10 protein-coding genes are annotated in these 12,757 nt (G+C 31.9%); 3 read left to right on the top strand and 7 right to left on the bottom strand.

Annotation, left to right across the window (positions count from 1 at the left end):
• The first annotated feature begins 86 nt into the window (after positions 1 to 86).
• Both ACT53I_RS01960 and ACT53I_RS01955 read left to right on the top strand, forming a co-directional pair.
• Complete coding sequence (locus tag ACT53I_RS01960; RefSeq protein WP_476079365.1) at positions 87 to 260, top strand: PLDc N-terminal domain-containing protein; 174 nt, start codon at positions 87 to 89, stop codon at positions 258 to 260.
• Positions 261 to 1,325 (top strand): o-succinylbenzoate synthase, encoded by a 1,065-nt coding sequence (locus tag ACT53I_RS01955; protein ID WP_476078205.1) that lies wholly within the window; start codon positions 261 to 263, stop codon positions 1,323 to 1,325. It begins immediately after the preceding gene.
• A 132-nt stretch (positions 1,326 to 1,457) separates the two neighbouring features.
• On the opposite strand, the gene ACT53I_RS01950 is transcribed toward ACT53I_RS01955, so the two are convergent.
• The 6 genes from ACT53I_RS01950 to ACT53I_RS01925 all read right to left on the bottom strand — a co-directional run bounded on the left by ACT53I_RS01950 (position 1,458) and on the right by ACT53I_RS01925 (position 6,317).
• Positions 1,458 to 2,306 (bottom strand): hypothetical protein, encoded by an 849-nt coding sequence (locus ACT53I_RS01950; RefSeq protein WP_476078204.1) that lies wholly within the window; start codon positions 2,304 to 2,306, stop codon positions 1,458 to 1,460.
• A gap of 334 nt (positions 2,307 to 2,640) precedes the next feature.
• Positions 2,641 to 3,432: a sensor histidine kinase gene (locus tag ACT53I_RS01945; protein ID WP_476078203.1), complete on the bottom strand. Its 792-nt coding sequence runs from the start codon at positions 3,430 to 3,432 to the stop codon at positions 2,641 to 2,643.
• 3 nt (positions 3,433 to 3,435) lie between these two features.
• Positions 3,436 to 4,062: a hypothetical protein gene (locus tag ACT53I_RS01940; RefSeq protein ID WP_476078202.1), complete on the bottom strand. Its 627-nt coding sequence runs from the start codon at positions 4,060 to 4,062 to the stop codon at positions 3,436 to 3,438.
• Positions 4,063 to 4,121: 59 nt separating this feature from the next.
• Positions 4,122 to 4,943 carry a hypothetical protein gene (locus ACT53I_RS01935; protein WP_476078201.1) on the bottom strand — a complete coding sequence of 274 codons (822 nt, stop codon included), beginning with the start codon at positions 4,941 to 4,943 and terminating at the stop codon, positions 4,122 to 4,124.
• 21 nt (positions 4,944 to 4,964) lie between these two features.
• Positions 4,965 to 5,594, bottom strand: a complete 630-nt coding sequence (locus ACT53I_RS01930; protein WP_274779769.1) for a response regulator — start codon at positions 5,592 to 5,594, stop codon at positions 4,965 to 4,967.
• 189 nt (positions 5,595 to 5,783) lie between these two features.
• Positions 5,784 to 6,317, bottom strand: a complete 534-nt coding sequence (locus ACT53I_RS01925; protein ID WP_476078200.1) for a hypothetical protein — start codon at positions 6,315 to 6,317, stop codon at positions 5,784 to 5,786.
• Between the two features lie 200 nt (positions 6,318 to 6,517).
• On the opposite strand from ACT53I_RS01925, the gene ACT53I_RS01920 reads away from it, so the two are divergent.
• Positions 6,518 to 8,191: a glutamine--tRNA ligase/YqeY domain fusion protein gene (locus ACT53I_RS01920; RefSeq protein WP_476079364.1), complete on the top strand. Its 1,674-nt coding sequence runs from the start codon at positions 6,518 to 6,520 to the stop codon at positions 8,189 to 8,191.
• A 47-nt stretch (positions 8,192 to 8,238) separates the two neighbouring features.
• Here the strand turns inward: ACT53I_RS01920 and ACT53I_RS01915 are convergent, their stop codons facing one another.
• A complete protein-coding gene (locus ACT53I_RS01915) occupies positions 8,239 to 12,684 on the bottom strand; it encodes a T9SS type B sorting domain-containing protein (protein ID WP_476078199.1) in 4,446 nt (1,481 codons plus the stop codon).
• Positions 12,685 to 12,757: the final 73 nt, after the last annotated feature.

Raw genomic sequence — 12,757 nt, 5'->3', positions numbered from 1 at the left:
TTACGATTTTTTTATTATTTTTATATCAAAATACCATCATGATTCTCACTTTTTTGTCCTTGTCTATTCTGCACTTGGCTTTCATTTTGTTCATTATTCTTTTACCTTCTGTTTTATGGATTTTTGCCATTATTGACATTTTAAAAAGCAACTTTAAGGATTCAACAAATAAAATTATTTGGGTTTTAATTGTACTTTTGTTGCCCGTTTTAGGCTCTATTCTGTATTTTATTTTTGGAGGCCAACAAAAAGCAAATTAAATGAACGCTCAATTTACCCAACATAACCTCATCTTTAAACAAGCAAGTGGAACTTCTAGAGGAGTTCTTACCACTAAGGAAACTTATCTTTTAGAAATTTCTGAAAATGATAAAAAAGGAATTGGCGAATGTGCCATTTTCAGAGGACTGAGCTATGATGATGTACCTGATTATGAAGAAAAACTCACTTGGCTTTGCGAAAACATCAATTCGGATTTTGAAGTTTTAAAAAAAGAACTACTGCATTATCCTTCTATTATTTTTGGGTTAGAACAAGCGCTTCTTAACCTTCAGCATGGCGAAGATTTGTATTTTCCGAGTGATTTTACTGATGGTAAAGATTCTATAAAAATCAATGGACTCATCTGGATGGGAAATGCAGATTTTATGCAATCTCAAATTGAAGAAAAATTAGCAAAAGGTTTTGACTGCATCAAATTAAAAATCGGGGTAGATTGGAAATCTGAAAAAGAAATCATCAAAAAACTCAGAGAAAAATTCCCGAAAGAACAATTGGAACTCAGAGTAGATGCGAATGGTGCTTTTTCTTATGAAGAAGCTAGAATTGTTTTACAAGAATTGGCTGATTTAGGAATTCATTCGATTGAACAACCGATAAAAAAGAGCCAAGTAAAAACTAAAAAGAGCCAAGAAACAGATGAAATAAATTCAACGGATTGCTTTGTTCCTTGGAATGACATGGCTAAATTATGCGCAGAAACACCTACTCCTATTGCTTTAGATGAGGAACTTATCGGCGTAATCGATTTTGAAGAAAAAAAGAAACTTTTAGAAACCATTAAACCACAATACATTATTCTAAAACCAGCTTTAGTGGGCGGATTTTCGGGTTCTGATGAATGGATTGTCCTTGCAGAAAGTTTAGGAATCAATTGGTGGAGTACTTCTGCTTTAGAAAGCAATATTGGTTTGAACGCGATTTGCCAGTACACTTACACCAAGAAAAATCCTTTACCTCAAGGATTGGGAACAGGCGCACTTTTCACGAATAATTTTGAAACTCATTTGCAATTAGAAGGCGACCAAATGTGGCATAAAAAATAAAACCTTGAAATAATTTTCAAGGTTTCTACATAGTAGTTTTAATAGTCATGGAAAGATTAAACTGTATCTATGAAAAGTTCATCTATCCATTTTTTAATGATTAATAGTAATTTCCTCTTAGCGTTTTTCATTTTAGTCAGGACTGCCTTCTTTCTGTAATTTTTTATTATCTCTTAAATATTTTATCAATTTATCTACGATTTGTTTAGAATCATCTGAATATTCATTTTTAAGCCTTTGAACTTTATCTGCTTTCACTTTTGAAGCGCTGGTTTCCTGAACACTTATAAAAACTTCTAACAAAACAAAATCATCTGGAATAACGAAGAAATCGGTAATGTATTTATAGTCATTATTCTCATCCAAAACATTAAATTGCTCTGCATTTCCTATTTCCACGAGCGGAACTTTTACATTTTGGAAAGCGAAGATTTCTTTTTTTCCTCCAGATTGATAAGCGATATTAATTTTGATTTCGTAATTATTGAAATTGGTTTTTTCCCAGACTTTAGCACCACTTGCATTGCATTCTATATGGTGAAGTTGATACACCAATGCATTTCCTTTTACGATTTCAGGAATAAATTGTGCGGAGAATGCTGTTAATCTTTCCTTTTGATTTTTGGTAACGATTTCTCTTTTCACTTTAAAAGCAGGAATTCTTTGGTCAAAAAGGTAGGTTCTTTTTGCAGAAAAGGAATCGGTATACTTAAGCACATCTCTATCAATTTGATTTTTAATGATTTTGTAGCTTAAATTCACAAACGTATTAAGATTGGTATCGAAAAAACGAAGAAAGCTAGGACCAATGCTTTTTTCAGCATTTAATTCTTCGTATTTATTTACGGGAGGCTTTTCAAAAATCACAAGGGATTCTTCGCCTACAATGGGAATAGATGAAGCGTCTTTTTTATAAAAAAAATCTTGTGCAAAACTGATTTGTACAACAAAAATTAAAAAAAGAAAATATAATTTTTTCATTTTTATTGTTTTACTATTCAAAGTTAGGATTATTGCTTGTAGCTTTTTTTTTATTGACCGTGATAATTGTCATAAAACCAAAAAAAGCTTCTGCTAAAGACAGAAGCTAAAATGAATTCTTTGCTATACAATAGTGTTAATTAAAAATATAGAAATAAGAATTCATATTTATTAGTACAAAAATCATGCTAAACACATAAAAAAACGCCTTATTGCTAAGACGTTTGGTTGTTAGTTTTTTTCACTTGTGTTTCTAGAATGTTTTCATGATTGTTTTTACCGTGACAAAAGTAGTGAACCATGCAAAACAAGTCAATTACACTTTTGTGTAATATCACAATTTTATTTCAAAGACTAAATGCAGTCCTTTTTCACTTGGTTTAATGGTGTAATTTCCACATAAATTTTGAATTCTGCGCTGCATATTATTAAGACCATTTCCTGAAGTTAAACTCTCTCCTAATCCTACTCCATCGTCTATAATCTCCATGGTGAAACGTTGATCTTTTAATGTAAAAAGAATATCTACATTTTGAGCTTTACTGTGTTTATAGACATTATTTAGCGCTTCTTTAGCACAGAGGAAGAAATTTCTTCTGATTTCTGCATTCAATTTAGTATCAGGAAGTTCTACTTTTCTGGTAATATTGATTTTAACATCTGTTTTCTTGAAAAAATTCTCAGCATATAGCGATACATATTGCATAAAATTTCCCAGATTGTCATTACTAGAATTAAGGCTCCAAAGCATTTCTCGCATCGAGAGGTTCATTTCTTCTGAAGTCTTAAGTAAATCATCTATATCTTCTTTGAGATGCTGTTCTCCCACTTTTTGTTTTAAAAATTCTGCTTGAAGTTTCAGCGCTGAAATTCCTGCACCCAAATCATCATGCATATCGTGAGAGATTCTCTCTCTTTCTTCTTGAATTTTTTTCTGAATTTCTAATTCTTTTTCAAGAATTACGTTACGATGTTCTATCTCCTGAAGCAGTTTTTCATTAATGAATGCTGCTTGTTTTTTTTTGTACACCATCACTACCAAAATAATAAACCCTACAAACATTAATAAAATAATGATTGCAAAAATAAGTACCAATAATACTGGGTCTGGTAGAATTTGAGTCAAAATTTATTTTTTAAAGGAGTTAAACGTACGTAAAACATTATAATCTACACATCTTAAACCTTTTATAAAAAAGGAATACATCATGATATTACAAATACTAAATAAAAAATTAATCACATTAAAAATATCTTGATTATAATTATATAACCATGTTCCAAGATACATTCTGAACAAAGCAAAAATACTCCAAAAAAGTAGAGCAAAACTTACCCAAAATGATTGTTTTACTGTGATATTCTGCTCATCTACAAATCTAATAATGTATAAAAACCACTGTAAACTCGCTAATAAGAAAAACAGAATCATCATGAGAAATACATTATTATTGAATTTTGGGAAACCAATAGAAAATTGGAAATATAATGACATTCCTACAGAAATAGCCGCAATAGCATTTAAAAAATAATGGTCCTTCTTTGTTTTATAATCTTGGATATAAAAATATCTGAAATACAGTATGGAAAATATGATAAATGGGAAAAACAAATAAGTCTGATGAATCTTAAAAGCTTTTCTTATAAATACAAGCCCTAAAACATCTACAATAAATACCGCCACTAAATAGAGGAAAAAATATTTTTGTTTGGCAGTATATCCTTTTTTCACCCATAAATAAATAGAGTATATCATTGCTATGGCCACAACAATGTCATACGTATAATCTAAAATTTTATCTATCAATATCAACATTATGGGCAATCATTAGGACAAAAAGTATTCAAATCAAAACCAGACAAACTTTCTACATCACTCCCTTGAGCGTTTTGACAGTCTGTAATAAAAGTCATTTGACCAACACTTTCATCATTATACAATTTTAATTTTTTCCTCAAAATATTAGCTTCGGTTGAGGTGAGCAAGGTTTCATAATTTACCCACTGTGCAAGTGTAATTTTAAAATTTTTGACATTTGCCTTAGCTGTTACTTTATTTTTGTAAGCTAACAATTCATCTTTGGTAATTTTTACTCTTAGCGTATTTCCTTGAGCACCTTGTACTACTGCATCTATTTGAGGTTTAATATTTTGGATATAATCATTTTCCATGATTTGGTAATCAGCCTCAGAAACTTCCACTATGTTATTTACATCTAGCATTGCATAAGCTTTATTCCCTACATTATTGCCAGATTTATCCATATAATAATACAACAAATAAAGGGAACCATCAAATTTAGTTAATTCTTGGTATTTATTCGGGAACTTCACCTTATTAAATTGAACAAAACTGAATGCTACTCTGTCTGCATTCACAGGAATTTGATCAATCATTTTTAAATAATTTTCTTTGCTTACTTTAAATGATTTTACATTTTTAGGATTCAGTCTTTTAAGGATTTTATACGTTACGGTATCAAAACTGTGTCTCATTGCAGAATCTAATTTTACTGGCATAGGTACATGCGCCAATAGTAAATCTTCTTTAGACAAATTTTTCTTGTCTCCACAGGAAAACAACAAGAAAAATACTACAATATACCCTAATAAAGAGAGAGTAGTCTTCTTTTTCATAATTCGATTTTTAGTTATTAATTATTGATTTTTAAACAGGTTTATGGCTTCTACTTTATTATTTACATGTAGCTTTTTATAGATATTTCCTACATGTTTTTTTACAGTATCTAGTGTAACTTCTTTTATATCTGCTATTTCCTTATAAAGATGACCTTTCGCTAAAAGATCCAGAATATCATGCTCTGTTTTAGAAAGTTCATTCAGATGATTATTGAAATTGGTTTTTTCTTCTCTAAAATATTGCAGAACTCTTTTTGCCACCCCGAAACTCATCGGAGCACCGCCTTTATAGGCATCTTTAATAGAGGCAATAATCTTATCCATGCTTTCTCCTTTTATTAGATAACCTGTGGCTCCTACTTTTAGCGCTTCATAAATGTGCAAGTCATCTTCAAAACTCGTACACATCATAAATCGAGTAGCAGGCAATGTATCTAATATTTGGGCGATGACTTCTATCCCGCTCATATCAGGAAGTTTAATATCCATTAAAACCACATCGGGGTGAATCTCTTGTAAGGAAACAAGAGCTGCTTTACCAGAATAAAATTGACCTACACAATGCAAATCGGCATCGTAATCAATTATCTTTTTGAGCGCATTGTTGTAATGCTTCTCGTCTTCTACGATAGCTACTGAGATTGACATAATATTTTCATCGTTTGTTAATTACAAATTTCAATAGAAATATTGTAACAACCAATTACACTTTTGTGTAACTAAGTTTGTGTAAATAAAAATACTCTTTTTTTCAATACAAAATAAAAATAAATCACATTTTTTAAAAAATGTGATTTATTATTTCCAATTTAGTAGAGATATACTATTTATTTTGAATTATTGATACTGGTAATACCATCCCCATCTTTTCCCCTCGAAATCAGTACCATAAGCAAACATTGTTTCTTTTTGCACCACTACTCCATCTACTTTTCTCACTACAATAGCATGTGCAGAAATACAATACCCTCCTTCTGGCAATGAAGATAATGGGACTTGATAAGTATAAGTAGTAATATTCCCATCATGAGTAGTTTGATACGGGAAACTTCCAATTACAGGATTTCCTTGAGAATTCACAGGTAACTGATCACACTGCCCTACCCAAAGGTGAGTTTCAGAAAGATACCAATCCCCAGTCAAAGTATATGTAATATTTAAGTATTCTGAATCCATAGTGGCTGAAACTTTGCCTACTTCTATGGTCTGTCCTGCAAATGCTGGAGTAGAGAAAATTTCTCCATCTGAGCCTGTTCCATCAGTAATTCCTGTTGATTTTTCTAAACCAAGACCTGATTCAGTTCTGTCTGTTGTACAAGAAGTAAGAATTCCTAAAATAGAAATTCCTAAAATAGTAATAATGTTTTTCATTTTTCTTTCTTTTTAGATTATTGGTTCAAATATATATAATTTTTCAATATCATATTTTTTTCTTACATGAAAATTATCATGAAATCAAAATTTTAACACTTTTTATATAAATATTTATTAACATAATCGATTATTAGAATATTTTTAAATTTAAATAAGAATTTAATTTTTCTTAAATTTGCATGATTCAAGAACTGATTATGGAAGAAGAAAAAAAACCGCTCAATTTTATTGAACAAATCATCGAAAATGATTTAGAAAATGGTTTAGATAAATCTAAATTGCGTTTTAGATTTCCACCAGAACCTAATGGTTATTTACACGTAGGACATACCAAAGCGATTTGCATCAACTTCGGTTTAGGAGAAAAATATGGTGCTCCTGTTAATTTAAGATTTGACGACACTAATCCTGAAAAAGAAGAGCAAGAATTCGTAGATGCCATCAAAGAAGATATTAAATGGCTTGGCTTCAAATACGACCAAGAGTTATACGCTTCTGATTACTTCCAGCAGTTGTATGATTGGGCTGTAGAAATGATTAAACAAGGAAAAGCCTATGTAGATGAACAGCCTTCTGAAGTAATTACAGAACAAAGAAAAAATCCTACCGAAGCAGGAATAGAATCTCCATACAGAAATAGACCTATAGAAGAATCTCTAGATTTATTCGAAAGAATGAAAAACGGAGAGTTCGAAGAAGGCACAATGTCTCTAAGAGCTAAAATAGACATGACTTCGCCGAATATGAACATGCGTGACCCTGTTATGTACAGAATTCTGAAAAGACCACACCACAGAACTGGTGAAAAATGGAAAATCTATCCTATGTACGATTGGGCTCATGGTGAATCTGATTATTTAGAGCAAATTTCACATTCCCTTTGTTCATTAGAATTCGAAAATCACAGACCTCTTTATGATTGGTATTTAGACCAAGTCTATGAAGATGGAAAAGTAAGAAATAAACAAAGAGAATTTGCGAGAATGAACGTTACTTACATGGTAACTTCTAAACGTAAATTACAAAGATTAGTAGCAGAAGGCGTAGTAACAGGCTGGGATGACCCTAGAATGCCTACTATTTCCGGTATGAGAAGATTGGGTTACACTCCAAAAGCCATCAGAGAATTTATTGACAGAGTGGGCGTTGCAAAACGCGAAAACCTCATCAATATTCAGTTGCTAGAATTCTGTGTAAGAGAAGACCTCAACAAAGTTTCTACCAGAGTAATGTCTGTGGTAAATCCAGTAAAACTCATCATCGAAAATTATCCTGAGGATAACGAAGAATGGCTAGAAACAGAGAATAATCCTGAAGATGAAAATGCAGGAACTAGAGAAGTACCTTTCAGCAGAGAGCTTTACATCGAAAGAGAAGATTTCATGGAAGAAGCACCGAAAAAGTTCTTCAGATTAACCATTGGTGGAGAAGTAAGACTAAAATCTGCTTACATTATCAAAGCGAACAGAGTAGAAAAAGATGAAAATGGGGAGATTACCACTATTTACGCTACTTATGATGAAGAATCTAAATCTGGAAGCGGAACTGAGGCAAGTATGAGAAAAGTAAAAGGAACGCTTCACTGGGTTTCTGCAAAACATGCTTTACCGATTGAAGTAAGAATCTATGACAGATTATTTACTCACGAACAACCAGATGCTGAAAAAGAAACAGATTTCATGGAATTCGTGAATAAAGATTCTCTGAAAAAAGTTCAAGGTTTTGCTGAACCAAGCCTTAAAAACGCAAAAGTAGGAGACCATTATCAGTTCCAAAGAATTGGTTATTTTACTCCTGATAAAGATTCTACAGCAGACCAATTAATCTTCAACAGAACGGTTACGCTGAAAGACAGTTTTAAAATTGATTAAAAATTTTAAGTTATAAAGAAAAAAGCTTCACCATCGTGAAGCTTTTTTTAATTTCTATTTTTGAGGAGAACCCAACCTTTAAAATCTCTACCATCTGGTAACGCAATGTGAAACCAATAAGAAGCTGTAGGTAATTTTCTGCCATTAGACAATCCATCCCAACTCAAAATCCCTGATTTATCTTGTCTGAAAACCAAATTTCCGTAGCGGTCATAAATACTCAAAACACTTTTCTCTGCACCGAAAAACGCTACGTCTGTAATCATCCAAACATCATTAATTCCGTCACCATTTGGAGTAAAAGAATTAGGAAATTGAAGAACCAAACCATCCTTAGTTTCGCCGATGCAGTTATCATCTTCAAATCTAACATAAAAAGTAACTTTTCCTTTCGGTAAATTGGTAAAAAGATTGCTTTCTTGCCAAGAAATTCCGTCTATAGAATATAAAATTTTCTTACTTCCTGTCGCAATTACAGTATAATCATTTCCATTGGTTTCTAATTTTGTGATGACAGGAATTTCCTTTTCTAGCACTTCAAATTCATCCGTAAAAGAGCAGCCTTTATCATCTGTAATGGTAAGTGTATATTTACCCGCGGCTAAATTAATAACCGCATTACTGCTAGAAATAACTGTTCCAGCAGCGTTTTTCCATTCATAAGCGACTAAATTAAAAGGATAAGAAGAAAAATCTGGTTGTAAAAACGGTAAAACATCTTTCGGGCAAATCCAGAAATTCGCTATATCAAATGCTGGAACTTTATTTAAAACCAAATTAATTTCCGCATAATTCGGACAAGTTGTACTTGAAATAATTTTGACAAAAAATTTAAAAATTCCTGAATTTTCGTTAAACGAATAAGCATTTGGATTCCCGATTTTCTTTGTGGAACCAGCTTTTAAATCAGAGAAAGAAAGATAATATTCGAAAGTTTCATCACTAGTTTTTAATTGATTTTCAAAAACGGTAATATTAATGGTTTCTTTGCCATCATTTGCAGTATCACAAACTGAAAGCGTAAAACTTCCTTTATTTACAAAAGGTTGCAACACGAAATTAACCGTCGTAGACTCTTCGCAATTTCCATTAATTACTGCTTTCAAAGTAATATTTGGTTGAGCATTATTAATGGTATAATTCATCGCTTGAGCGGAAGTAAGCGCTACTCCATTTTCATAAAAGGTATAAGTTGCATATTGTGCTGCTTCAGAATTGGTGAGAATATCATTATCGAGATTAGCATCGGTATTCAAACGATTGAGCCAATCTATAAGATTAAAAGTGTAAACTCCATCTAAATTATCATCACATACTGAAATATCTTCAATGACATTAAATTTTATATTTCCAATAATTTTCAAAACAACTTCGCCCACATAAAAACAACCATTGATGGATTGATATCTTGCATAAATTGTTTTAAAAGGTGTGGTAGCTGGTAATAAATAATTTTGCACGTCTGCATCGCTTAAATAATTAGTATTCGCAATGTCAAAAGCGTCATTTTGATTTTCAAAAAATCGAACTTCTCTTATAAAATCTGCAAAATTAGGATTTCCTTGATTTTCGTATAGTTTAGGAATCGCTTCTCTTAAATCAAAACTCATGGTTTGCGTTCCAGTCGCATCACATCTCAAAATGGTGGTAGATGGGGCTAACTTCACTTGAGTATACGCTGAAAAATCAAACACAAAACGCAATTCTACTTTTTTAAGACAACTGCTTCCATCTAAAGTAGAAATTCTGAGATAAAAAGTGGTATTTCCAGTAATGGTAATCGGTTGAGACGGGTCTGCAATCAGTGAATTAAACACGCCAGAAACTGGGAAATAATTTCTAAACCACTCGAATTTATAATTGGCTAAGTTTCCATTAAAAAACTGTGAATAATAATCGGTTAGTTTTACTTTTTCTTCATTATTGTTAAAATGGTCACACTTCAAACTGACAACCAAATTATCCGTAATTATTCCTTGAATTTCTGACAATTGAAACGTAATTTCTTCCACATTAGAGCAAGAAGGCGCTAAAGCAGAATTAATCACGGCGTAAACAGAAACGGGAGTATTGGTAACATTAAGCGTAGTAATCACATTGATAAGTGCTGCATCACTGTAATACGTAACAGTAGGCTTCGGATTTTGATTCCACTGTGTTCCCAAAATTTCTATATCATAATTGCTTAACGTAATATTTGCATTTCCAGGACTATTGGTGGCACAGACAAATAGCTTTTTCTTCTCTGCAATAGGTTTGAGAATATGATAATTTAATTTTTTTACCACATAACAACTGTCGTGAACCAAATATCTTACAAAAAATTCTTTCGTGGTGATGTTATCTGGTAAGATTTGGTCTAATTCTGCGGTAGTCAATCCAGAATTGGTTACATCATTAGCTGTACTCGTATTATCATGAAAAGTTTGAGTGATTCCAGAAGTAGGTGTAATCACTTTGATGACTGCATCTGCATCATTTTTCAAATTCACGAGTTCATCTCTATTTTTTTCGCAGAGATAAATATCCGCATCTTCGGTATCATAAACCGTTGGAGAATCTGGGACAACATCAGTATCTGCATCATTTACATTTAAAACAATTCTGTCAAAAATCACTTTAACAGTAAATTTCAGTACCGAAAAACAAGTTCCTTTACAAGCATCTGTTTGTTGATATTCTATTCTCGCAAACAAATCATAAGTGTAATCTTGCAACTCTTGACCTTCTCTGATAAAATCTAAAGGATTTACATTTTGTAAAGCATTTTCTTCTGTTTCAAAAACGCTAATTTTAAAAATATTTGGGTCATTAGAAAAGACAATTCCCCGATTTTTAAGTTCTTTTTCCCATTCGAAAGGCTCAATATAAATAGGATTGTTGCTAGAAATAATATCACAAATTTCATGAATAGAATTCATCTGAACTGGCGTAGAAACCAATGTTGGAGCACTAGTAAAAACTACAGAAATCGGTCCAAAAATCTGTGTACCACATTGAGCTGTGTTATATTTTACATAAATTTTAGAAGCCGAAGTGAGGTCTGCACTGGTTACTTCTGCATGATTATTGTCTATGGTAAAACTTACTGATCCTGCAAAATTGGCATCAAATAATTGACAATTTAATCTAGACAACTGAAAATTTCTCTCCATCCCATCATTATTGACATCACAAATTTCTACCGTGTTTTTGAGCAAAATATTATTGAGCAATAAAAAACTTAAATTAGAAATGGTAAAACAACTTGAATTGGTAGCGCTTTCTACTCGTACAAAATATTTCTGCGTAACATCTAAAGGCAAACTAGCATCTAAAAAATTAGCATTTCCAGCAAAAGCATCGGCTCCATCGAGATAATATTTAAAAACAAATGGAGAAATTGCTGCGCCATGAATGGTTAAATCTGGATTAATATCTGCTTGATAAAAAATATTCGTAGAAGAATTACAAACTGGTTTTACAAAATCTTTGGCTTGAGGATAACTCGGATCAAAAGTAATCCGAATATCATCTGAATGCGTAATCACTACACCATTAGAAAGCGTATAATAAGCAGTAGCAGTAATAGTTTCGTTCTGCACGGAACATAAATCTATTGAACTATAATTAGTATTAAAAGCAGTAGGTAAAGCTTGTGTAGCAGAACCGCTCCAAATAATACGTTGTGGTTTGATAACATTTCCCGAAGGTGAAAATCTGTAGGCTTCTTGAGTAGCTGACCAAATTCCTGTATTTCTATTAATGGGCGCAATTCCGTTTCCTGAAGCATTATTAATCCCAATAAGTGATTCTCTAACCGTCGCTGAAACATCTGGCAAAGGTTTTTCTGCAACATAAACATCTATTTCATTCGTCAATTCATATAACACAATCTGCGTAGTGCTTCTCTGTGTAGTTCTGGTAATTTCTCCGTTGTTAAAATTGATAATTAATTTTCTACATGGCGAAACACCTTCTACTCGATAACTTACATTTCCTACTCTGTCTGTAAAATCTAAATCTTGATATACTCCAAAAATAGATTTTGTAGGCAAATAGGTATTGGGAATTTGTTTTCCTGTAATATCTGCAGCACTGTAATCACCAACTGAATAGTTTTCATTGAAACTTACAAAACCATTACTACTGATGATTAAAGACTGTACATTTTCGCCATAATAATTAAAAGAAAAAGGCTTATTTCCAAAAATAGAAGCATCATTAAAAGCTATTTTAGCTAAATATTCATCGTCTTTATAGCCTAAAACCGTTCCTGTATTGGTATCAATTGCTGGAAAAGGGATGGCAGAAACCGAATATTGATTGGTATCTCTAATATCAGGAAAAGTAATATTCAGCGGAAAACATTTTGAAGAATTGAGCGGATAGCTACAAGTAATAGTAACATCAGAATTTCCTAAAGCATCTTTAATCGATGGACATGACTGAGATTTTATTACTGCATAAGGTAATAACACCAATAAGAATAGTAAAATCTTATTCAGTCTCATTTTCACTTTTTATTCCTATCAAATTTAAAAAAATATAACGAAATATCTACTACAATATTTTGCGTAAAAAAAG

The sequence above is a fragment of the Cloacibacterium sp. DMC96 genome (assembly GCF_056313765.1).
The sequence above is the reverse complement of the archived record's forward strand: the minus strand, read 5'-3'. Positions and strand labels throughout refer to the sequence as shown.

Coding starts and splice junctions, on each gene's coding strand:
- ACT53I_RS01955 (WP_476078205.1), top strand. CDS start 261: ATGAACGCTCAATTTACCCAACATAACCTCATCTTTAAACAAGCAAGT.
- ACT53I_RS01950 (WP_476078204.1), bottom strand. CDS start 2,306: ATGAAAAAATTATATTTTCTTTTTTTAATTTTTGTTGTACAAATCAGT.
- ACT53I_RS01940 (WP_476078202.1), bottom strand. CDS start 4,062: ATGATATACTCTATTTATTTATGGGTGAAAAAAGGATATACTGCCAAA.
- ACT53I_RS01935 (WP_476078201.1), bottom strand. CDS start 4,943: ATGAAAAAGAAGACTACTCTCTCTTTATTAGGGTATATTGTAGTATTT.
- ACT53I_RS01930 (WP_274779769.1), bottom strand. CDS start 5,594: ATGTCAATCTCAGTAGCTATCGTAGAAGACGAGAAGCATTACAACAAT.
- ACT53I_RS01925 (WP_476078200.1), bottom strand. CDS start 6,317: ATGAAAAACATTATTACTATTTTAGGAATTTCTATTTTAGGAATTCTT.
- ACT53I_RS01920 (WP_476079364.1), top strand. CDS start 6,518: ATGGAAGAAGAAAAAAAACCGCTCAATTTTATTGAACAAATCATCGAA.
- ACT53I_RS01915 (WP_476078199.1), bottom strand. CDS start 12,684: ATGAGACTGAATAAGATTTTACTATTCTTATTGGTGTTATTACCTTAT.